The 22,288-nt window shown below is 63.7% G+C and carries 20 protein-coding genes; 7 read left to right on the forward strand and 13 right to left on the reverse strand.

Translation table 11 applies throughout. The features are described 5' to 3' along the window. Positions 1-27: 27 nt before the first annotated feature. The 3 genes from C5B99_RS04015 to C5B99_RS04025 form a co-directional block, all read right to left on the reverse strand. On the reverse strand, positions 28-1,500 hold the full coding sequence (locus tag C5B99_RS04015) for an HNH endonuclease signature motif containing protein (RefSeq protein ID WP_181064936.1): 1,473 nt from the start codon (positions 1,498-1,500) through the stop codon (positions 28-30). Positions 1,501-2,126: 626 nt separating this feature from the next. Continuing rightward, on the reverse strand, positions 2,127-2,915 hold the full coding sequence (locus tag C5B99_RS04020) for a hypothetical protein (RefSeq protein WP_104240508.1): 789 nt from the start codon (positions 2,913-2,915) through the stop codon (positions 2,127-2,129). Continuing rightward, entirely contained in the window at positions 2,908-3,486 is a 579-nt protein-coding gene (locus C5B99_RS04025) for an RNA polymerase sigma factor (protein WP_258063034.1), read from the reverse strand. Before C5B99_RS04025 ends, C5B99_RS04020 begins: the two co-directional genes overlap by 8 nt. Positions 3,487-3,697: 211 nt before the next feature. On the opposite strand from C5B99_RS04025, the gene C5B99_RS04030 reads away from it, so the two are divergent. Next, positions 3,698-4,420, forward strand: coding sequence for a CHRD domain-containing protein (locus C5B99_RS04030; protein ID WP_104240657.1), 723 nt, complete (start codon positions 3,698-3,700; stop codon positions 4,418-4,420). Beyond that, a complete protein-coding gene (locus C5B99_RS04035; RefSeq protein WP_258063036.1) occupies positions 4,417-5,115 on the forward strand; it encodes a class F sortase in 699 nt (232 codons plus the stop codon). Before C5B99_RS04030 ends, C5B99_RS04035 begins: the two co-directional genes overlap by 4 nt. A gap of 129 nt (positions 5,116-5,244) precedes the next feature. Here the strand turns inward: C5B99_RS04035 and C5B99_RS19180 are convergent, their stop codons facing one another. After that, positions 5,245-5,415 carry a hypothetical protein gene (locus tag C5B99_RS19180; RefSeq protein ID WP_160074469.1) on the reverse strand — a complete coding sequence of 57 codons (171 nt, stop codon included), beginning with the start codon at positions 5,413-5,415 and terminating at the stop codon, positions 5,245-5,247. Positions 5,416-5,662: 247 nt separating this feature from the next. On the opposite strand from C5B99_RS19180, the gene C5B99_RS04040 reads away from it, so the two are divergent. After that, a complete protein-coding gene (locus C5B99_RS04040; RefSeq protein ID WP_146081932.1) occupies positions 5,663-6,298 on the forward strand; it encodes an RNA polymerase sigma factor in 636 nt (211 codons plus the stop codon). 127 nt (positions 6,299-6,425) lie between these two features. Continuing rightward, on the forward strand, positions 6,426-6,956 hold the full coding sequence (locus tag C5B99_RS04045) for a hypothetical protein (RefSeq protein WP_146081933.1): 531 nt from the start codon (positions 6,426-6,428) through the stop codon (positions 6,954-6,956). A 7-nt stretch (positions 6,957-6,963) separates the two neighbouring features. Here the strand turns inward: C5B99_RS04045 and C5B99_RS04050 are convergent, their stop codons facing one another. Together C5B99_RS04050 and C5B99_RS04055 are read right to left on the reverse strand one after the other, a co-directional pair. Beyond that, positions 6,964-7,740: a MerR family transcriptional regulator gene (locus C5B99_RS04050; RefSeq protein WP_181064937.1), complete on the reverse strand. Its 777-nt coding sequence runs from the start codon at positions 7,738-7,740 to the stop codon at positions 6,964-6,966. Beyond that, on the reverse strand, positions 7,737-8,981 hold the full coding sequence (locus C5B99_RS04055) for an MFS transporter (RefSeq protein WP_104240514.1): 1,245 nt from the start codon (positions 8,979-8,981) through the stop codon (positions 7,737-7,739). Before C5B99_RS04055 ends, C5B99_RS04050 begins: the two co-directional genes overlap by 4 nt. A 175-nt stretch (positions 8,982-9,156) precedes the next feature. Here C5B99_RS04055 and C5B99_RS04060 point away from each other — a divergent pair, with 175 nt between their 5' ends. After that, positions 9,157-10,326, forward strand: coding sequence for a hypothetical protein (locus tag C5B99_RS04060; protein ID WP_104240515.1), 1,170 nt, complete (start codon positions 9,157-9,159; stop codon positions 10,324-10,326). Between the two features lie 188 nt (positions 10,327-10,514). Further along, positions 10,515-10,991, forward strand: a complete 477-nt coding sequence (locus C5B99_RS04065) for a hypothetical protein (RefSeq protein ID WP_146081934.1) — start codon at positions 10,515-10,517, stop codon at positions 10,989-10,991. Here C5B99_RS04065 and C5B99_RS04070 read toward each other — a convergent pair. After that, on the reverse strand, positions 10,937-11,392 hold the full coding sequence (locus C5B99_RS04070; RefSeq protein WP_308471575.1) for a TetR-like C-terminal domain-containing protein: 456 nt from the start codon (positions 11,390-11,392) through the stop codon (positions 10,937-10,939). The two genes, C5B99_RS04065 and C5B99_RS04070, sit on opposite strands and share 55 nt — an antisense overlap. Before the next feature lie 33 nt (positions 11,393-11,425). Beyond that, the gene (locus tag C5B99_RS04075; protein WP_104240518.1) at positions 11,426-14,095 is read right to left on the reverse strand and encodes a DUF262 domain-containing protein; all 2,670 of its coding nucleotides are present in this window, start codon (positions 14,093-14,095) and stop codon (positions 11,426-11,428) included. 247 nt (positions 14,096-14,342) lie between these two features. Between C5B99_RS04075 and C5B99_RS19560 the strand changes: the two genes are divergently transcribed. Beyond that, the gene (locus tag C5B99_RS19560; RefSeq protein ID WP_258063037.1) at positions 14,343-14,483 is read left to right on the forward strand and encodes an SHOCT domain-containing protein; all 141 of its coding nucleotides are present in this window, start codon (positions 14,343-14,345) and stop codon (positions 14,481-14,483) included. A gap of 243 nt (positions 14,484-14,726) precedes the next feature. Here the strand turns inward: C5B99_RS19560 and phnC are convergent, their stop codons facing one another. The 5 genes from phnC to C5B99_RS18965 form a co-directional block, all read right to left on the reverse strand. Then, on the reverse strand, positions 14,727-15,509 hold the full coding sequence (gene phnC / locus C5B99_RS04085; RefSeq protein WP_104240520.1) for a phosphonate ABC transporter ATP-binding protein: 783 nt from the start codon (positions 15,507-15,509) through the stop codon (positions 14,727-14,729). A 62-nt stretch (positions 15,510-15,571) separates the two neighbouring features. Further along, positions 15,572-15,877, reverse strand: coding sequence for a hypothetical protein (locus tag C5B99_RS19565; protein WP_258063038.1), 306 nt, complete (start codon positions 15,875-15,877; stop codon positions 15,572-15,574). Positions 15,878-15,931: 54 nt separating this feature from the next. Next, entirely contained in the window at positions 15,932-16,465 is a 534-nt protein-coding gene (phnD, locus tag C5B99_RS19570; protein WP_258063039.1) for a phosphate/phosphite/phosphonate ABC transporter substrate-binding protein, read from the reverse strand. A 646-nt stretch (positions 16,466-17,111) separates the two neighbouring features. Then, positions 17,112-18,161 (reverse strand): hypothetical protein, encoded by a 1,050-nt coding sequence (locus tag C5B99_RS04095; protein ID WP_219819612.1) that lies wholly within the window; start codon positions 18,159-18,161, stop codon positions 17,112-17,114. A gap of 829 nt (positions 18,162-18,990) precedes the next feature. Next, positions 18,991-21,750: a DNA methyltransferase gene (locus tag C5B99_RS18965; RefSeq protein ID WP_146081935.1), complete on the reverse strand. Its 2,760-nt coding sequence runs from the start codon at positions 21,748-21,750 to the stop codon at positions 18,991-18,993. Between the last annotated feature and the right edge of the window lie 538 nt (positions 21,751-22,288).

A 22,288-nucleotide genomic window follows, 5' to 3' on the forward strand; every position in this document is an offset into this window, starting at 1 on the left:
GGCGCAGGTCTTCAAGGTTGAAGAGCTTCAAGGTCTTCGGTTGACCTGTGGGCGGGCGGCCTGGGTGTTGCTGGGTGCGTATCCGCGGCGTCTGACTGTTCTGCGTGGCATGTGGTGTCCGATGGCGGGCACGACGTGCCAGCGTCCACTGCTGCTGCGAGTGAGGGTGAGTCTCTCGCGGTGGACTTCGTGGTGGTGGAAGGAGCACAGCAGGATGCCGTCTTTCGTGTCGGTTGGTCCGCCCTGACTCCAGGGGATCGCGTGGTGCACTTCGCACCAGCGGACGGGTGCGCTGCATCCGGGTGCGCGGCAGTGTCGGTCGCGGGTTGCGATCGCCCGGCGTTGGGCTGTGGTGAAGAGGCGTTGTTTGCGGCCGAGGTCGAGGATCTCGCCGTTGGTGTCGGTGCTCGCGATGCGGATGAGTCCGTCGCACATGATCTGCGCGGCGACGCTGGGTGGGACTGGTTCGCCGGTGCGCTCGAGGTGGGGCAGGTCTTCGGGTCGGGTGGCTGTGCCGTCTTGTCCGGCGGTGGTGGTGACGATGATGACCGTGGGTGCCTCGCCGCCGGTGCGGGGTGCGTCGGGTGACTCGGCGTAGGCGCGGACGATCATCGTGAGCGCGTCGATGCGCTGCTGCTCGATCGAGCGCGGGTCCATCAGCGGAACCTCGGCGTCACCACTGTCTCGACTGTCATCAGGTTCGTCGGACAATGGGAGCTCGTCGGCACCGAGTGCTGGCGCGAGTGGCTCCCCGCACTCGGACGCGGCCGGGAACTCCACGGTTCGGCGCGGGGAGAGGAGGGCGTCGAAGACTGAGATCAGCTGCTCGCCTTGCGCGGGCGTCGCGACGAACTTGCCGGTGACGGCACCGTCCGTACGCCGCGTAAACCACAGGCCGCGCTGCTCGGCGATCTTGTCGGCGCGCGGCTCGTCGCCGTCGGGATCGAGGTAGGAAACCCAGGTCGCGGCCTGCACCTCGAGGACCTTCGGCACCGCCGGCTGTTCATCTTCTGGATTCAGGCCGCACGCGGACGCCACGAGCTCACCCTCGGCGCGGGCGAGCTCGTCGACGTCCACGCGGTTGCCGGTGCGGTCGAGGCCCTTCGTGATCGCGGCTGCCTGCGCCACCGACAGGACCCCGGAGCCCACCGCCTTTGACACTTCCGCATATCTCGGTGGGATCGGCTCGCCTGTGGCGCTCATCCGCTCCCGCGTCGCCTCTGCGAGCTGGACGAGGGTCTTCGCCTCGAAAGGCTTTACCGCGAGCACCTGCTCGACCATCGCCGGGAGGTTCCGGAAACCGGACTTCCGAGCGACCGTCTCCGATCTCGGAGACTCGTCTTCGCGGCGCAAGAGTTCGCCAGCTACCTCAACGAGTGCGGCATCCAGCACGCGTCGGCGAGCCGCGAGCTCGCGGAGCACAACCACGATCTCCGCGTCCGGGAGACCCGTCAGCGGGCACCTCGCCTCGAGAAGCGCATCCACGACAGGCGTCTCCATTGACGACCGTGTCGACGACTGTCCTGACATCGCCGACGACTGTCGACCCGATTCCTGCTCCGCCTGCGATGCCACGATAACCTCCCCCAAGATTGATTCGAGTGTAGCAAATTGGCCCGGTTCGATCAACATTTGAACAGGACTTTTCCCAAGAAATTAGTCCTTAGTTTCGAATGCACAAGTGGAGGTTCTAACCAGGTACGCCCCGGTGTCACCGGCACGCGCTCCATCTCACGTCGCCGGAGGGAGCGCCCGGGCTGCCACGCGGGCCCGCCTCTCGGCTCAGCAGACCACGTGCCACCGACAGTGGGCCCGAGCTTCATCCCAGGCACGTCTGGCGATAGACAGCCGGCCCGGATTCCTCCCGACTCGCGCCGGACCCCTCCGGTCCCGGACATGCCCGTCCCGAAAGCGCCTGCCCTCGAAGGTGTCTGCCCTGGCAGTGCCCGCCCCCGAAAGTGTCTGCCCTGAAGGTGTCTGCCCTGAAGGTGTCTGCCCTGGCAGTGCCTGCCCCGAAGGTGCCTGCCCCGGCAGTACCCACCCCAAAAAGTGCCAGCTCCGATAGCGCGTCCTCCGGCAGCGCTCGCCCCCGAAAGCGCTCGCCCCGGCAGTGCCAGCCCCGGAAGCTACCCCTCGACTCGCGGCAGTGCGGCAGCGGCGACGACGTCGCCGCTTTCCCCGCGGATCTCGACGCTCGTGACCTCTTCGCGCAGCGCTGCAGCGTTGACGGCGCAGTTGATCTCGACCTCGGAGCCGAGGAAGGTCCCTGATCCGACGTCGTCTCCGGTCGCATCCACGACGACCACCGAGTAGAACTCGCCGCTCGGCAGGCCGGTGACGGTGAGGAGGGTCTCGGTGCCCCAGGTGTGCGCGACGACGCTGCCGTCGATCTCGACGCCGGCGGGTTCGCCTTGGAAGTCGACGGGTTCGACGGCGCCGAGCGTTCCTGGGTCGCCGACGGGCGGCGGCGTCTCGGGGCGGGGGAGGAAGAAGCCGCCGACGACGCCGACCAGGAGGCCGACGGCGGCGACTCCGGCGAGCAGGGCGCCGCCGAAGCGCCGGCGACGCAGTGGCGTGACCGGCGCGGCCTGCGCTTCTGCGTCACGGTCACTGCCACTGCCACTGCCACGGTCACTGCCACTGCCACGGTCACCCGATTGAGGACCATCGGCACCGCCGTCGACGGCCCCGAATGCCAGCACGGCGTCACGAAGCTCATCGCTGGGCGTCGCATCCAGCCACTTGGGGTGGTCGGAGAGCTGTCCCGTCAGGGCGTGCAGCTCGGCCAGCTCGGCGTCGATGGTGGGGTCGGAAGCGCGCATCCGCTCGAACTCGGCGGCCTCGACTGCGCTGAGTTCGCCGACGAGGGCGGCGGCGATGAGCTCGCCGCGGCGGTCTGCGTTGTGGTCAGTCACGAGCTCCTCCAGGTTCGTCGAGGTGGCCGCGGACGGCGCGGAGGCCGTAGAAGACGCGGGTGCGGAGAGTGGCGACGGGCACCCCGCAGCGGGCGGAGAACTCAGCGTAGCTGTACCCGGTCAGGTGGATGGCGACGATCGCTTCCCGCTGCTCATCCGGCAGGCGGGCGAGCGCTTCCGTGAGGCCGAGCCCGGTCAGCGGGTCCGGGATCTCGGCGGGGAGGTCCGCGGGGGCGGTGGATGCGTCGGGGGCTGCGATGCGGGGGAGCCGGTCGCGGGCTCGCAGCGTGTCGGAGATGACGTTGCGGGCGATCGCGAAGAGCCAGGTTCGCTCGCCGCCCTTGGTGGGGTCGAAGCTGTCTCGGGCGCGCCAGGCTCGGAGGAAGGTCTCCTGCACGCAGTCCTCGGCGAGCGGCCGGTCGCGGAGGGCGTTGACGGTGAAGCCGAGGAGCACGCTGCCGTGGTCGCGGAACGCCGAGTGCAGGTCGAACGAGTGGGGCGCATCCGCCATACGGGCGTGTCCTCTCGTCGTCGACCACCGTGCGCGGTCAACGATAACGGCAGTGCTCACGGCTGCTCCCTCCGGTGACTCAACTCGGGTTGGTATACCCCAACTCGGGTTGGTACAGGGGAGTACCGCCGGATCGGGTCCAGCGTTCAGGGGGCTTCCCGAAATCTTCGTCAGAAAAAGTTCGAAGTCCGATGAACGCGCGACGGGTCGCCGCCGTATGCCCCTGTACGACGGCTCCATCGGGGAGCTGCGAAGCAGGAAGGCACCCCTCATGCCCAAGCACACGTTCGCGAAGTCGCTCGCCCTCGGCGCCACAGCTGCCGCCGCCATCGCCCTTGTCGCCGCCGCTCCCGCCACCGCTGAGACGGAGGTCGCCGAGCCGGACTCGTTCACGAGTGCCTACACGGTCATGGCGACTCCGGATGCGGTCATCAACAACGACGGTGTTGTGACCCCGGGTGAGCCGGGGGCGATGGGCCAGTTCGACTTCCGCATCAACTCGGACCTGAACATCATCTGCTACGACATCACCCTCACGGGAGTGACCGGCGAGTACGAGAGCCCCGCGAAGACCGCGACGCACATCCACGAGGCTGCCGAGGGCCAGGCTGGTCCGCCGCGCATCGCCTTCCCGAACCCCACCGACAACGGTGATGGCACGCGCACGAGCAGCGGATGCCTCGAGGGCCCGTTCACGACGGGCCTCAACTCGGACGCCGGCACGGACACGGGTGAGGGCTTCACGCTCAAGCAGATCGAGGCGAACCCGGCCGGCTTCACGGGCGACTCGCACACGGCTGACTTCAAGGCCGGCGTCGTCCGCGGCCAGCTCGTGCAGGTTCCGGTCGGCGGCGTCGACACGGGTGCCGGCGGAGCCGCAGCCGCTGGTGGCCTCGACGCGATGACGCTCAGCTTCCTCGGTCTCGGTGGCCTCGCCGTTGCCGGCGTCGCCGGGCTCGCGGTTGCGCGCAAGGCTCGCGCAGCGGGTCAGTGACCAGGAACTCTTCTCGGGCGCCGGGGCGCGCGTTGCGCGTCCCGGTGCTCGTCGTTGCGGCCGCGCTCCTCGTGAGCGGATGCGCGGCCGCCCCGAGCGGGGACGCCTCGCCTCCCGAGGGCGTCCAGTCTTCGACGACTGCGGTCGAGTCCGCTCCGGAGTCCGCTCCCGAATCCGCTCCGGAGGCGACCCCGCCGGCGCAGGTCGAGTCCCCGGCGGCACCCCCGGCGGGTGGTGTCGAAGTGCTCCAGGAAGGCGTCGCCCCTACGGCGGTGTCGATTCCGGCGATCGGCGTCGAGGACACGCTCATCGACCTCGGCATCGCCGCCGACGGCAAGATGGAGGTGCCCGTGGACTTCGACGAGATCGGCTGGTTCACGGGTGGCGGCAAGCCTGGCGGTCGGGGGCCGACGGTCATCGCGGCCCACGTCGACGGTCTCGCCGGCCCCGCCGCGTTCTTCCGGCTCGACGAGCTCGCCGCTGGCGACGTGGTGGACGTGAGCGACGTCGAAGGTGGCATCACCAGCTATCAGGTCACCGAGGTCGTCACGGTGGAGAAGGCCGAGTTTCCGACGGCGCGCGTCTTCGGCGCGGTGCCTGGCGACGAGCTGCGGCTCATCACGTGCGGCGGCTACTTCGATCGCGACGTGGGGCACTACGACAAGAACGTCGTCGTGTTCGCGACGGCGGTCTAGCGCTCGGCTCGGGGTTCGGCTCTCGCCGCTCGGCCGGTTGCTCAAGATCGGTCTGTGGCTCATCGCTGAGGGGCGGCCGGTTGCCCAGGTCCTGCCTGTGGCCAGTCGCTGCGGCGAGTCCCGTCGCGCCTAGAAGAAGGTGGAGATCGCCGTGGCGATTCCGGTGCTGATGATGACCACCACGCCGCAGATGGCGATGGCCTCTCGTGGCATCGTGCTGCGCTGGTAGGCGTCCCAGAAGCCGTCGGCGGGGGTTGCCTGTCGGTTCTCGACTTCGTGGTCGACGCTTGTATCGGACATATAGCTAGTCTAACTAACTAATCCCGAGGAGCAAGCCAAACGACGATCTGAGTTGGGCCAGCGCAACCGGAGGTCACGGTCACGCATCAGCACTCGAAGGCTCGCAATCCCATCTCTCATTCGCTCCGAATGGATGGCAGGCGCGGCGATGCGCCCGGGTTCCGCGGGCCACTCGAAGGAGTGGGGAGCCCTCCAAGAGTGGCGCGTCTGATCTCACGTCGGGCAGCCGGAGGTGAGGTCCGTGTCCATGCTTGCCCTTGACGCTCCACGGCAGACATCCGCCGCATCCCGACCGAAGACCCGCGGTCGCTCGCAGGCCCTCGCACAGTTCCGGAGTGTGGCGGACGCCGACGACAGCGATGAGTTCCTCGCTGGCCTCGCCTCGCTCGGCGACGCGCGCGCCTTCGACCTGCTCGTGCAGCGGTACCGGACCCTCATGTACGTCTGCGCGCGGCGTCGCCTCGGCTCCGACGCAGAGGCCGACGACGTGGTGCAGGAGTCGCTCGCTGACGCGTGGACCAAGATCTCGACGCTCAAGGATCTGGCCGCAGTGCGGTCCTGGATGCTGCGCATCGTCGCATCCCGAAGTGTCGACGTGCTCAGGCGCCGACGCGAGCACGACAGTGTCGAGGACGGCGACTATGCCGCGTCGGACACGCAGTCGCCGACGACCAACGCGCAGCTCGCGCTGCTCTCCGCCGCCCTGCACATCGCACTATCGCGGCTTCCCGAGCAGCAGCGGCGCTGCTGGGTGATGCGCGAGCTGGAGTCGATGAGCTACCAGGACATCGGCGACGAGCTCGAGCTGCCCGTGAGCACCGTCCGCGGTTCGATCGCCCGGGCCCGCAAGGCCCTCGCGATCGCCATGGCCGACTGGCGCTGACCCGCGTTCGGGGTGCATCCGGTCGTGACGGCTGCCGGCGCATCCTTGCCTGCGCACCTGGGTGACGCTGCTTGCAGGGCGCATCGAATGATTGTGGCCCGCGGGGCTGTTCTCTAGGCTCGGGTTCATGAGAGCGACGCGTCTGCTGGCCGTGCTGAGTGCATCCGCCGTGTCGCTCGGCGGGTTCGTGGGATGCGTGAGCGACGTGACCTATACGCGCAACGGCGTCGAGGTGACCCCGGATGAGGCGCTCGTCGTGTCGGGCTACGCCGACATCGACCCGTGCACGGCGATCTCCGACGAGACGTTGAAGGCGGCGGGGTTCATGTCGCCGTCGTCAGGGCAGACGCTCTCGCCCGACCCTGATTGCGAGTGGCGCGATGGCATGAAGTCGGCGCCGACGCTGCTGCTGTGGGTGGATGGGCCGACCGAGGCCGACGAGCTCTCGCAACTCATCGAGGTGAGCGGCGTCGAGGTCGAGGTGTTCTTCCAGGCCGGCGCATCGGGCCGCTACGTCGCCAGGTTCGACGACCTCACGCTGACGCTCAACGCCGACCTCGAGCTGGAGGGCGAGTTCGACGAGAACTCCGACGCCTTCGGCAAGGACATCCTCGCGCGGGGGCTGACCGACGCGATGGAGGCGTACGGGAAGCTCTGAGGCGTCGCTAGGCGGGTTCCCGCGCTTCGGCATCGTCAGCCGACCCGTCCAGCCGCTCCCCGACGAGCGCCAGCGCGCGCTGCTGCGTCGCGTTGAGCACCGACTCGGAGTACTCGTCGAAGAGGCCGGCCGCGTCCGACAGGTCGAGGTCTGGCGCATCCGTCCGCAGCGAGTCGACGACCTGCGCGAAGGTCGCCACGAACCGCTCGACGAAGTCGTCGAATGCTGCCTCGCTCGTCTCATCACCGAGTCCGTGGAAGTCAGCCGTGATGGCCACGATCTGCGGCACCAGCGCGGGGTCGCTGAGCTGCTCGTAGTACCCGACCAGGTGCGGCATGCCCTCCTCGCCGACGAGGTGGGCGAGCAGCACCGTCTGGTCGCGGTCCATCTGCTCGAGCTCGGGGGAGAGGTGGCCGGCGAGCGTGCCCATGTACGCGGCGAGCTCCGGCGGCAGGTCCGGCGTGGTCGGGAGGGGTCGCAGCTGCGCGATGAGCTCGCGCTGTGCGGTGAGGTGGTCGATCTGCGCCGCGAGCTCGGCGTCGAGCCGGTCGAGCACCGCTGGCGCCTCGGCGCCGTGCTCGTCGAGGAGGCGCGGCATCTCCTCGAGCGCAATCCCGAGCGCGGAGAGGCGGCGGATGCGCAGCACCCTGATCAGGTGGTGCACCCCGTACTGCCGGTACCCGTTCGAGGAGCGAGGCGGCTCATCCAGGACTCCGACCTGGTGGTAGTGCCGCAGGGCGCGCACCGTGACCCCGGCGCGACGGGCGAGCTCGCTGCTGTTCACCGCACACCACCCGCGTTCGCGCTCGTTGCCTGGGGCTCCAGTGTACGAAGCGGGCGGGCGACGAGGCCGTAGAGGAACGCGCATCCCCACGCCCCGAGCAGCGCCAGCGCGGCGATGTTGACGCTGGTGTACTCGGTGAGCACGGCCGCGAGCATGATGCCGAGCGACGGGGCCGCCGTGGTGAGGGCGTTCTGGGTGCCCATGATGCGGCCGCGCAGCTGCTCGGGGATGCGCTCGATCATGAGCACGCCCATGAGGCTGCCGAAGAGGCCGCTCGCGGCGCCCATGACGAAGGCGCCCGCGAACACGACCCAGACCGAGGTGAGGAGGCTGATGAGGCCGATGCCGATGGTCGTGCCGATCATGCCGACCACGAACCAGGCGCGGCGGGGGCCGCGCGTGCCGGCGACCGCGTAGGCGCCGCCGCCGAGGAGCATGCCGAGGGCGAGCGCGCTGAGCACGAACCCGAGCAGTCCCGGCTGCTCGACCAGCGTGAAGTAGACCGGCAGCACGAGTCCCTGCAGTCCGGCGAGCACAAACACCGAAACGAGGCTCAGCGCCGTGGTGGCGACGAGGAACGGGCTGCGGAACAGAGCCCGCCAGCCGTCGCGCAGCTGCGTCCATCCGGTGCCCGTCGGGGCGGATGCGCGAGATCCGTCGTCGGCGACGATCACGCCGACCGCCCGCGGGATGAGCAGGGAGATGAGGGCGGCGAGGAGGGAGGTGGCGGCGGTGATCCACAGCACGGTGGAGCCGTCGAAGAGCACCATCAGGGTGCCGGCTGCGGCGGGGCCGACGAAGATGGCGACGGCGCTGAGACTCTCGCGTACGCCCACGAGCCGTTCGGCGCTGATGCCGCCGTGGCGGACGATGGCCGGGAGGAGCGCTTCGCGGGCGGTCATGCCCGGCACGTCGCCGAGGGATCCGACGATGCCGAAGAGCACGAACCAGCCGAGGTTGAGCCCTGAGACGAGGTCGATGATCGGGAGCGCGGCGATCGAGGCGGCCGAGATGAGGTCGGTGACGACGGACGAGGTGCGCCGGTTGATGCGGTCGATGACGACGCCCATGAAGAGGCCCGCGAGCACCGCCGGGATGGCGGTGGCCGCCGCGACCGTGCCGGCCCCGAGGGCGCTGCCCGTCGTCGAGAGCACGATGAGCGGAAGGGCGATGCCGGCGATCGAGTTGCCGAGGAGGGACAGGACATGCGACGCGAGGTACGTGACCGGCAGGAGGTTCATGCGGTCAAGCAGAAACTATGACGTTGGGGCGGGGTCAAGTAGGGCAGGTCTGTCAGCGAAACGCACGCTCAAGCCCGCAGTTGGACCTGCAACGCTTGGCGCAAGATGTCCAGGGGCTGCGATCTCCGGGGAATTCGCGACTCCGCCCGACTCGACATTCGTATTTGATGTCTGCATGTCTCCTGAAGCCAGCGTCAACACCGTGTCGATTGCCTTCGATCCTGAGCGCCTCGATGAGCCCGCCTTGCGCAGCGGACTGGACGCAGCCGAGCCGTCGGAGCTTCGAGTAGCTCCGCTCCTCCAGGTGTCCGGGCGAGCGGGATTCGACCGGACCGTGGTGATCGGCTACTGCATCATTACTGCCCCCGCGAAGGACGAAATTCAGGTGCGGGTCATCGTGCAGGCTGCCTGGACGGCGCACCATTCGGAGGGTGGTCGTGGTCGCGCATCGGCCTTCGCGGTGGTGCCGATCAGCAACGTCGGCGACGCGAACCCGTCCAGGCGGCGTCCGAGCGTGGACAGAGTGAGCGTCTCGCGCGATTTAGAGCAGTTCATCGTTGAACACCTTTCTTCGACACCTTCAGCCGATCCCGCCTCCTCGGTCTCTTCTGCGGCAAAAGCGTTGTCGGAGGGGTCTCGAGGCATGGCCGGTGAATTGCGAGAGCTCAGGTATGTTCTCGAGGAGGAACTGGCGCGAATTGCGGGCGGTCCGCAGGCCTCGAGTCAAGCGTCGGCGGTTGGCGCGCTGCTGCAGCTCGGCGTTGTCGCCGATCGGGCAAGGGACATCGTTCGCGAAATTGAGCGTGAAGGCCTGTATCTCCACCTCACAGAGCCGGATATCTATCACGCATATCGCCAGCTCCAGGACCCGCGGCTCCTGACGGGCGTGACGCCGGCGACACAGAAGACCGCGCCTTGGATCCGACAACATGATGCTGCCATTCGCCAGTGCCGGGCCATGCTCAGTCAACTGGATGAGGAGTGCAGATCCATCCGGGCACTGCTCAATGCAGCCGCGAGTATCTCAAGCTCACACGAGGCTGACACACAGGCGAGATTCAACGTCATCGCCGCCATCGCCTCTATTGCGCTCGGACTTCCCGCCCTCGTGCTCGCTCTCTACGGAGCCACCGTCATGCTGCCGATGGACGAGTCGCGGCTTCCACTGTTTCTGCCTGTCGTCATCGCTCTCATGACCGCCGCGGCTATCGCCGTCTGGCAGGGCATCGCGTTGAGGAGGGGGTTCGTCTGGATAGGAGTTGCTGTGCTCGTGCTCGCGCTGGTCGGTGTGCTGCTGTTCTGGGCCGGGACTACAGCGTCATCTGCTGCGGGATTGAGTCTCTGAGCGGTACGCAGAGAAGTTGCGCGGACTAGGGGCGAGTTTCTGCGGAATTCCCTCCGAGCGGTGCGAACTCACCGCCTCGTTCTTCGCTGGTGGTGGAAGCGAGTCTGAGCGACTGATCGAGTTCGCACGGGTGAATCTTGCGGTTCCCCAGGTAAACGGCCGATCGCGGTAGCTTCTATTCTTCGGTTATGCGCCGTCTCCTTACCCCAGTGGCTCTCATCCCGATCTTGTTCCTTGCAGCATGTTCGGGTGTCGACGGCGAACCTGCCAGCGCTCCGCCCGCGGGATCGAACGACACTGCGGCTGCTGTCGAGACGCAGGCGCCGCCGGCGGCGCCACTGGATCTCACCGGTGACTGGGTGCAGACCAACTCGAACTCCGAGTCGAGCTATCAGGCGGCCACCATCAGCGACGGCGAGATCGTCATCAACTGGGTCAACGATGCCGAATCGACGAGTGCGCTCTACTGGGCCGGCACCTACGTTGCTCCCACCGAGGATGTCGAGAGCTACACCTGGGATTCCGCGAACGACACCACCCAGACAGAATCGGCGCTCATGGCGTCAGGCGATGCGACAAAGGTGTTCACGTTCGAAGGCGACGTCCTGACCTACGAGCTCACAGCCTTGGGCGTGACGATGACCGTGGAGATGAGCCGCCAGTAGCGCAGTCCAGCGCCCTGCGCCTCCATCCCGCGCCACGCCACCTCGAGGCCGGCCCGGCAGCGCGCTCGCGCGGCGGGGTCGTCGAAGCGGCAGCCGCGGACGACGAGCTGGTAGTAGAAGATGCCGGCGATGAGGTCGAAGCAGGCCTCGACGTCGAGGTCTGCGCGCAGCGACCCCTCGGCGATGCCGGCGCGGAGGGCATCTTCGATGGGTCGCCGACGCACGGAGACGTGCGACTCCCAGTACGCCTGCTGCAGCTCCCGGTCGCTCATCACGAGGCGGATGCGCTGCCGGAACCGCTGGTCGGGGTAGCTGGTCTCGTCGAGGTCGGCGGATGCGCCCATGAGGAAGTCGACGATGCCGGCACGCAGGTCGCCGGGTTTGCCCAGCGTCGGGGGTATCGTGCGCCGTCGCCCGGAAGAGTGGTGCGCAGTCTATTCCGCCGTGACGTGACGGGTGAGTGCTCGCTGCCGGTTCCACTCGTCCGCGAACTCGTCGTCCACGGACCAGAACCACTGTCCGCCGCGATCTTCGTAGAATACTGGTCCACGGTCACGGGCGAACTGGCTCCGCACCATGGTGGTCAAAGCCCCGAGCGCGCTATGCGGGTGCGAAGTTAGGTTGCGCTCCCGGAAATCTGCCCCCGACCAACTTCTGCGCGGCGTGCTCGAGAGAGCATCGAGCACCGTCATCAGTGTCTCGCCGGCCCGTCCCGAGATGGTTGCAATGTGAGCGGGTCCCCAACCCTGGTCGTCGGTGAATTCGACAGGCTCGTGAAGATCGGCGAGTGCTTCCACCTGCAAGCTCTCGTCTGGCCCAGGCCAAATCCGTGCGATGTCCGTGACGACTTCCTTGGACCGCCTGCGAATATCACCTTCAGTCCATTCAAGGACGTGATCGTGCACTATCTCCTTGTTGAGTACCAACAGACTGTACTGCTCGAGCAGTGCTCGCTTACCTTTCCCTGGGGCGCCTCCCTCGCTAAGGGCAACGGACGAGGCGTCGGTCCATGGCCTGTTTGACAGCGATCCATTGAGAGATCTAGTAATCAGCGTGAGATTGCCAATCGTGTGTACGAGTCGGTCCCGAGCTGCTGCCTCTTCTGCGTTCAATCGCGGTTCAAGATCCCAGTGGGTGCGCCACGCTCGGGGCATAACGTGCTCGAGCTCGAGACGCTCGGGTACTGGGACATCTTCGTGCATTGGATTCGATGCGCGCTTGAACTGCTCCACTGCTCCAAGAATTACCCGGAGTCGGCTCTGACGAATATTCCCGTAGACCTTGGCATCCGTGAGTGCTGAATTCAGGTCAGCATCGGACGGCCAGATCCTGCTGGTTGCGGTCTGCCGTGACAGCAGCTCCACGATCAGCTCTCCGAGATCTCGTCCGTCGGCTGAGGAGAGCGCTCGCAACACGACGATCATGAACTTGTTCACATCCTTGGTGGTCAGCTGCAGGAGAGTGCGTCGAATCACCCAGCTCTCCACTGCTTCCAAAGCACGGTGGCGCTCGTCCGGAGTCGTTGGATGATGCGGGGAGAGCAGCCAGAGGAAGACGGGTGTGGTCGTGGCGAGTTCCATGGCTTCGATCACGCGACGGTAGAACCGACCCTCAGGCGATGACTCATCAAGCTGGGCGAACGCGCGATACGTGTCGGCGTCTGCCCGGAGGCTTCGGAGAAGTGACTCGGCACTGTCTACGGTTGTCGTCTGTGATTGCGCGTGTGACACGAAGTCGCGGAAGATGTTGTCGCCACGAACATCGTCCGCCGTGCGCATTGTCAACCAGTACTGGAGGAAAATGTCGATGCGCGAACGCTGCGTTCGCCCCTGTCGTATCTCCTCTCTCCACCAGGAACCATCGAACTCGGCCCAGTAGGTTCCGGCCCAGCGGTCGACGTCCGCGCCAACGTCCTCGCCACGGCGAAAGATCCAGTTCTTAATCAGGTCTGCTTTGAGGAGCGGGGTGCCGCGGTCGTTGAGCGTTTCGAAGATCATCTGCGAGTCGTCGTGACCAGAGAGATCGATGGCGACTACGACAAGGCGATCCTGGAGGGTACCAGAGAGCGCGTGGGCCCGCGCCGCAGCAGTTCCGGGCGGTGGCGTGCCATCGAGATCGGAGACTCCGCTGACCCAGTTGAAAACTTCTCCACGGAAGTACGCGTGTGCTTCGAGAATCCGTGACGGTAGTTCTGCGATTGCATGGCTCGTGGGGTCCATCGCGCGTTCGAACGCCGCGCGGTCAGTTTGTGACGGCCAGAGCTTAAACCGTTCGCGGGTTCCACGGAACTTCGATTGCGAGTTGAGCACAAGTCCCTCCAACGCCTCTGCCTCATCGTCGTAGCCCAGGGTCGCAAAAACCTCGTGTGCCGCGTCGATGGCGACCTGCAGCGTTGTCATTCGCTGCTGCCCGTCGATCACATCGTGCCGGACGACATCCCCCGAAACCGCAGGCCTTGAGCCGTAAACCACTGCTCCGAGGAAGTGCTGGGCCACGTCCCTCGTAGCCATCGTTTCGGCGGCCAAGGCGCTATCGGCGACGCGGACGATGTCTTCCCAGAGCGGTTCCCATTGCTCCTCGCGGCTCCATACATAGGGCCGTTGGAACGTGGGGATCTCGAAGTGCACTCGTCCTTCGAAAAGATCTCTAGGGGTCAGCGGGTTGGCTTCCAATGTTGAGCTCCTCGCGTCGATGTTTTGACTACTCCACGCTACAGATTGAACGCAACTGCTCGTCAATCTATCGAACTTCGAAGCGCTTTTTCGGGGCGTCTCGCTCGTCTTCCTGGCCGACGCTTCGCAGCGCCACCAATAGGTTCGCCTTGGTGCCCCGCGAGTGCCTACAACTCCTGCCTGGCAAGCTACGGTCAGGCTAGAGGCGGATATATTCTCAACGGGACGGTGTCGCATGGCTTCAGCAGCTTCCTTGTTGCCTGAGACGGCTTCAAGCGTCGGAGGCTGATCGCGGAGAGCGTGACGGAATGGCAGGAAGCCGTAGCCGAGGTCAAGCCCAGTAGGTCGAGCGCCGTCCGGCAGGGTGTTGCTGGCTCGGTCACACCCAGATTCATGGGAAAAGCCGCAGCCGCTGCGGTAGGAGCGGCCCATTGTGCAGGGCAACCATCACACACAGTGCGAGTGTGCTAGAGCGATGGCAAGTCCTCCCTACTGAAACTGCCCGAGAGGCTCTTCGTGCACCGCGAACTCGTGCTCAAGTCCAAGCAGGTGGCAGCGGAGGTACGTGAATCGATGTCGAGACCAGAGGTGTCCGCTTCCCCACCCCTTGCCGAGCAGGTGCTCTCGCAAATCTCTGTTCTGCTTCAGGACAAGCTGCCGTCGTGAGCCTCGAGGAAAGGTGAACCGTCGCCCTCCAGCGCTGCCAGCCCCGTCGGCCTTGGCAGCACACCTCAGACAGCTGGCGTCGTTGCGCGACGACGGGATTCTGAGTGAGGAGGAGTTCTCGACCAAGAAGGCGGAGGTCCTGGCCCGCCTTTGAGCTGGGGTTGGAGCGAGCCGAGGGCAAGTTTTCAGTTGATTCGGGCGTAATTCGAGACCTCGTGTGGCACCGTCGCCGAGTTTGTAAAAGTTGAAGTGGGCGCCCGCGACCGACCAGAGAACCGCGCTGGCGGCGGCGACGGGGATGCCGAGCAGGAAGCGCGCTCGCGGGATCGAGAAGGCGCGTTCGAGACGGTCGCGTTCGCTCGGAGTAAGCGAGGGTGCCGTGGATGCGCGGGGCGGTTTAGGCGCGGTGGTTGTCATCGTGGGCCTCCTCGTCGTCGTAGAGCACGGAGAGCTTCTCGGCATCGAGCGCGCCGGTGGGGGCTGAGACGAGCATCTCGCCGTGGCGGAGGCCGATGATGCGGTCGGTGTGGCGGAGCGCGAGGGGCAGCACGTGGAGGCTGACGAGTACAGGGATGCCGTCGCGGGTGGCGATGTCGCGCAGCAGTTCGAGGACGGAGTCGGCGAGCTTCGGGTCGAGGGATGCGACGGGTTCGTCGGCGAGGATCACGCGCGGCTGCTGCATGAGGGCGCGGGCGATGGCGACGCGCTGCTGTTGGCCGCCGCTCAGCGAACGGGCGGGATCTTTCGCCTTGTGGGCGATGCCGACCCGGTCGAGGAGTTCCATCGCGCGTCTGCGGTGCTCGCTGCTGAAGCCACCGACGAGGTTGATGGGGCCCGCGCTGTGGAGGGCGCCGGTGAGCACGTTCGTGAGCACACTGAGGCGGGGGATGAGGTTGAACTGCTGGAACACCTGCCCGACGCCTGCGCGCAACTGCCGCAGCTCGCCCCGGCGGAGGTTCGTGACGTCGTGCCCGGCGACGCGGGCCGTGCCGCTCGTGATGGGGGCGAAGCCGGTGAGGCTGCGCATGAGCGTCGACTTGCCGGAGCCGGACGCGCCGAGGAGGGCGACCAGCTCGCCGGGGTGCAGGTCGAGGTCGACGCCGTCGAGCACGGTCGTCTCGTCGTAGGCGACCCGGAGGCCGCGCACGGTGACGAGGGGGAGGCGGGTGAGTGCATCCATGTCACTGGCGGTGGTTGCTGCTGACGGCGCAGCGTTGGCGCTAGGTGCCGGGGCCAGGTTCGTCATTCGAGGTCCTCGAGCTTCACGCCAGCGACGCCGGCGATCTCCACGAAGCCATCGAAGACGGAGGGCTCGGGGTCGACGGAGACGGGGAGTCCGATGAAGCCGGAGCCGAGGGCGCCGAGGGCTTCGGCGTTCTCTTCGACGAAGACCGCCTGGATGGCGTCTTGGATGACGGTGCGCTTCTCGTCGCTGAGTTCGGGGCTGCCGAGGACGCTGCCCATGACGGGCATGGGCGCGCTCTCGCCGACGCCGCGCCACTCGCCGTCGGCGAAGGGGAACATGGGTTCGCCGAGCTCGGTGAGCATGATGGAGGTGCAGGCGGCGTCGACCTGGCCCTGTTCGAGGGCCGCGAACGAGCCCTAGTGGCCGCCCGCGAAGATCGCCTCGTAGTCGGTGCCCTGCTCGAGGCCCGCCTCGTGGAGCATATGGACGGGCATGAAGTAGCCGGAGCTGGAGGCCTGGTCGGCGAAGGCGACGGTCTTGCCCTCAAGATCGGTGAGCTCCTGCACGGGGGAGTCGTTCAACACGACGCAGGTGGAGACGGGGTCTTCGCTGCCCTCCCAGGCGAGCAGCGCATCCACTTCGCCGGTGTTGACGGCGAGCGCGGAGGGGAAGCCGCTCATGATGCCCATGTCGACGTGGTCGGCGCGGATGGCTTCGACGACGCTGAGGTAATCGGGTACGTCGGTGACCTCGACCGTGTAGCCGGTCTCGGCTTCGAGGAGCTCGACGAGGGCGTCGATGGGGTTCGCCTGCGTGGGGTCTTCGCCGAGGGGGATCGTGGCGATGGTGATCGTCGTGTCGTCTGCGGTGGCTTCGGCCGTCTGGCAGCCGGTGAGGGCGAGGGCGCTGACGCCCATGATGCCGAAGGCGAGGAGCGGTGAACGGCGCATGTTCGGGGTCCTTCCGAGGGATGCTCCCGGGATTTCGAGAACACCGGTATGCAAACTCGCGAAGGTGACCGGCAATTACGAGACCGGTGGACTGGAAATTGGCGCGGAAGTGGACAGTTGGGGCGGGTTCACGTAGCACGCAGGTTCGCGCGCATTGAAGCAGGCCTTCGAACCGTCGATGCCGCCAGTGTCGGACTCTGTCGCGTTTCTCCCGGTGCCCGGTTTGCTTTCTTGTTGCTCAGTACCAACGGTACGGAAACTTCGCAGAGGGTCGCGGTGGGTCGGCGCCATGGGATGAAGCGTTGCCGCACGCATGAAGCAATCCCGGTCAGTCGAGCGATGGCGCTATTGACGGTTTTAGGGACTTTATTCACCGCGATGACAGTGGAGAGGTCGGCGACCGCTGAGCGGCAATTTCGGTCGTGGCTGCCCTGAGTTCCCAGGTCGTGGCCAGTGGTACCGGCTATGCAGTTGCCGCAACAGGGAAGAAGTGCGTAGCGCGCGGCCTTAGCGGGAGCTGCGCACTGTCCTCCAAAGAACACGGCCGGGGGGAAATGAGCTTACTCACCTCCACCTAGGAGGTGGGCGGTGCCGCTGTTTGGTTGCCGAGTTTTCAAACAGTTATAGATGTGCCGGGTGGTGCACCCTATTTGGCGGTGAGCTCTCCGACGGTGTCGGGCGGCGCAACGCATCCAGGTTGATTGCAAGGCGGAGCCGGTTTCGTCTGTTTCCAAGAAATGGTTCGATGCGAGTCCCAGATCTTCTTAATGTCGACTACCTCAAGGTTCTTATGCATGGCTCGCAGCGCGTTGTCGGAATATCTACGCACCCTTTGACTGCCGAATTTGAAGACGTGTGAGAAATGATCGTTTGCGTCGTCCAACCCCAGATGTCGACGTAGCGCTGTTGCCTGGACTCGACCTACGCCCGCCCTATCAGCAAGATCGTAAGCGCCCATGTGGAACTTCCTCTCGAGGTCCACTTCACGGATCGCTGCCGTCTCTGCCGCGGGGTCCTTCGTAAAGGTGACAGCGAGCCCATCAGTCTTAACAAAACGTACTTCAATCGCTAGACCCGTCCCAGAAGACTCTGAGGTAATTCCTGTGAGTTTAGGGAACACTTGTTGGCGATCCTTTCCCTCACGAATACCGCGTGCAGTGCGATCCACATCTGACTCGCTTATGTCGATCGCGTCCGGGTCAGACAGCGCCTCAGTGGCCAGAAGGCTCCGAATCCTTCCCTTCGCCTCTGCAGTCGCTCGCCGACCTGGCTGCAGTAGGTCAGCGATTCTCGAGTACTCGCGATCTATCAGAAAGTCCAGTTCCTGGGGAGGTTCTGAACTTATGGGCAAGACCCGAAGGGGCAGATGTTCTGAGAGTCGCTGTTCCCAAACTCGATGCAGTAGATCGTCGAATAGAGTGACAGCGGCGCGAGAATGCGTATAGAGAAGGCCCTCATCCACTACCTGATGCCAATGCTGCTCGCCGTCACGGAGATTATCTAGGACACGGATCGTTCCAGCCTCTGAGTCCGAGAGCTTTATCCCTACCTGTTGCTGACACCGGTTTATGCAAGATTCCATACCTATGGCCATGCGCTTTCGCTTGTCGAAGACCGTCTTATCGCCAGTTGCGAGAAGTGCAGCTTTGAGTAGCATCTCGAAGGAGTGCTGCAGACTGAGCAGTACTGAGGTCACGCGCCCCTGCTCATCCAGTGAGTTAAACGAGGAGACGCCAGCTCTCAGTGAGTTAACGGCCTTAGAACGCAAGACCCGAACATTGTATGACTCTCTTGGCACAGTATTGATGCTAACAGGGTTAGTCGCTCAGCGCGACTCAGAATTCGTGTCCAGTCGATGTTTGAGCAGTTCAGGCGGTCATCCAGAGGAGACCCTCGCGACAATGCACCCTTAACTGCACTTGGAGGTGAATCCATATATGTCTCTGGACGACGTCCAGTGCCTCAGGTCGATGCTTGCTTTAGATGTCCTGAATGCTTCACCTCGACGGGGTGCCGTAACAGTCCTTGACGTGAGTGAATAGACCTTTTGTTTGCGCTCATGGTGCCCCATCTCAGCGACATGGAAGACCACGTGACTGTGAGCTATTCGCTCGGGGTAAACGAGAGAGCAGTTTGAACGCACAGGTCAGCATTCGCTCATATGGCACCCAACATCAGGGTAATTGGACCGCTTGTGGCGGAACTGCGCCCAGAGCGCGACCTGATCTATCGTTTGACTAGAATAGTTGACGAACGATTTGGAAAGTTCTAAGTGCATACAGGTGCTGAGGTCAGCAATATCCTAGGCGAGTCCGTAGGCCTCTAGAATCAGCCTAAATAGAGGTTCAGCTGCGCGGTGTGCTGTGTGTGTTTTTCCTCGATTTTGTTCTGGAGATTTAGGAATGCGATAACTGTAGCGCTGAGGTTGACTTGCTCTCCGGTCTGCTTGGAGCTGGCCTGCGTAAACTCTAGACTCATGTCCCTGGAAAACTTCTCACTTTGGCCGACCACGAGAATCAGTACGACTATGCTTGGCTCGCTGCCGTTCTCGTCTTGTGAAGAGTCAACAAATGACGGACGCGGGCCTGTGAGTCTTCGAATGGGCCGACCTGGTAGAGGCCATCTACAAATTTGTCGACTTCGGTATGTGCCTTCCTTAGAACTCGGGGCATAAGTAGTGGGTCGTAGAGGTTTGACATGGACTCACCCTTCTCGGCTGACCGAGCGGTGAGTACTCGTTGGCCCAGTTCAGTCAGGGCCTGTTTGTCTGCTTCGCTTATTTGTGGAAAAACGAAGTTGTTGTACACGACATCTTTCGAGTATCGAAAATCACTCTTTATTCTGCCGCCCACAACCCCAAGCCAAGCCATGTGCATTCGCGAAGTAAGCACCGCGAACTGCCAAACCTCGGCATTTGGGATCACGAGGCACGCGTTGGTGGCAACGGTTCCAGCTTCGTAGAAACCCATCGGAACGTAATCCCTACGAGCAGAACTGTGTGCCGGGATGAGTAGGAACGGTTGGGTAGGCTTTTGTGTTCTCTGTGCGAACAGGTGTGGAATCTCCGCCAGATCTGGCCTTGCCGACTCTTTCCGCACTTCTTGTACTAGTGCAATCCGCTGGAGGACGAGCGGCATCGCTTTACGTTCACCGAGCGTCGAGCCCTCGAGCCAAAGGCAGTACCTTGCCTTGCTTCTCAAGAATTCTCGCGATCCCAAGCAGGGATAAATCCACTTTTCCGCCTGAGGTTCTTTGAGTATGAGGTCAGCCCTCTCGGTCTCAGACAAAAGAAGATTTCCCTTGTCGGCGGGCATGTTTCCCCACGCAATTTCAGCTTCCCCAGAGATCTGTTTGCCACGATTGGTCACGACATGCTCATCTCCACTGATCAAGTAAGGGCTGATTGCGTCAACCAAGTCCAGGATTGGTTCGCCCGACACGTCGGGGTAGTCGAAAAGCTGCTTTTGTTCGCGCTCATTTCGGCCGAATCCGACAATGACGCAATGGACATTGGCTTCGCCGGGTGCACCATTCATCCACCGGAAGGTTCGGTGAGCAAAATTGATATGGTTGCCGTGCTCGAAGAATGTGGGCCAAACAATACCCGGTTGCTCGCCTTGTGCGATCGAATTCGTCGATACGAGCGCAACTTCGATTTTTGGATTCAAATCCAAGAACCGGTCGGCGAGAATGTACCAAGCGGTGACGTAGTCGAGGAAACCAATGTGCTTGAACCCTTTGGCGACTGCCTTCAGCTCTGCCTTCTGTTCCTTTTCCATTGTGCGTGAGCCATTAAAGGGTGGGTTTCCCATGATGTAGTCGATCTCCGACGCATCGAACATGTCAGCCCAAGGCCGAGTTAGTGCGTTAGACCAGTGTATGTTTGCGCCTTCAGTGAGGGGGAGGCGAGTGTAATGCATTCCGAGTTGCGCGCTGGCCTCAAGGTTCATCTGGTGGTCTGTAAGCCATAAAGCCGTCCGTGCAACGAGGGCTGGGAACTCCTCGATTTCTATTCCGTGGAATTGCTCCACGCGAACGTTCAGTAAATCACGTACGTCGAGGAGGGCTGTTCCTTCGGACATTGCGGCAACGACGCGGTGCTCGAGGCGACGGAGTTCTCGGTAGGCGATGACTAGGAAATTTCCACAACCGCATGCGGGGTCTAAGAAATCTAGGTTCGCAATCTTAGAGTGAAATTCATGCAGTTTCCCCAATCGACGCTCTCGTGTTCTAGCGTCCTCGCGCCGTTCCTGGTGAGTTCGACGTCGACGGGTAGCAAGCGGCTCGAATTCAGCATATAAGTCGTCCAGGAAAAGAGGTTTGATGACCCTGAGGATGTTCTCCTCGCTTGTGTAATGGGCACCTATGTCGTGTCTCTTCTTCTCATCCATCACGCCCTGGAACATCCCTCCGAAAATGGCAGGAGATACCTTTGACCAGTCGGGTCTACTTGCCTGAAGGAGCGTTAGTCGAAGAGGTGCGTCGAAGTCTGCGGCTACTGTTGTTTCCGCGAACAGTCCTCCATTTATGTAGGGGAACGCTGCGATATCCTCGTCGAGTTTGGACGAGCGATTCTTGATTGGCGTATTGAGTATCTCAAAAAGTTTGTTCAGGCGTGGTCCCAAGTCGGTTCCGTCGTCGTCTGTACGGTCTCGAATGAAATTCTCAAATTGCCTTGGCGTGAAAATTTGCGAGTCCTCGGCGAATAAGCAGAAGACCAGCCGTACCAACAATAGCTCGAGCTTATGTCCGTTATAGCCGGAGTCGGATAGTACGTTGTGGAGGGCTGCCATGCGTTCAGCTGCCTCTCGGTTGACGGGGTTCTGTTCCTCGTATTTCTGGGGTTTTTCGTCTACTAGCACGGCTAGCATGCGTACGTGCTTGGGCAGATCTACTAACGGGAACGATGTGGTCTCGCGAGTATTGAGGTCCAGTATCTGGAAGCTTTGAAAATCGCAAGCAATGATAATCTCTGGGAGGTCGTAATCGACGATTCCGTCGAGGTAGCCGAGGGCTTGGCCTTGCGCTGTGGATAGGTCTCGGCCTGCACTTTTTTGTTCCACGAGCAGCTTGCCGGGGAGGAACATGTCGATAAACCCATACTTTTTGCCGGCGAGCTTGACTCCGTACTCGAAGTAGCCACCCGCTCTTCGGCGATTAACGCCAAAGACTTCGAGGAGTTCGGTCCAAAACGATTGCGATTCACCTTTTTCGTAGGTTGTCTCAGACCAATCTGTCGCAAATTTTCCCGCCCGGGCGGTGATTTCATTCCAAGAAAGACGCACAGGTGCAGTATATGGCCGCGGGAGAGTCGTTCAGCGTCGGCACAAACAACCCGGTGCCTGACCGAGGAAGCGCACGTTGAGGTTGCCGAGTTTCGCGTCGCGCGGCAGCTCCGCCAAGGGTTGACCGGATCTGCAACGCGTCGTGCGCCGAGCATCAGTTTGAGCAGGCAGTCGTGCTCCTTGGCTCATGCGTCGCTGTCTCTTGAGGCTAGATGTCTCAGATAAATCTGCACGGTTGAGTCACTGGCCTGCGTGCTGTAGCTCAAGCCAAGTATCAATCCGATCGGCGGTGGCCGAGCCTGTGGCACCGTCGGGGCCCCGAGCAGCATGAGCCACACGAGAACATCTGGCGTTCCCTAGGGTGCCCCGCGAGCTCGTGCACGGTGTTCTACCCTGATGAACCCGCTCTCCGACAGCGTCCGCGCGTGCCGGGGCAGATGCAGCCGGAACGCCGTCTATGCGTTGACGGGCGCATTAAGAAGTGAGAATCTGCTTACTCAGTCGGGCAACTTTTCGCAGGTGGCCCCGGCCTAGGAGC

The organism is Pseudoclavibacter sp. Z016 (assembly GCF_002931215.1).
Lineage (GTDB): Bacteria > Actinomycetota > Actinomycetes > Actinomycetales > Microbacteriaceae > Pseudoclavibacter.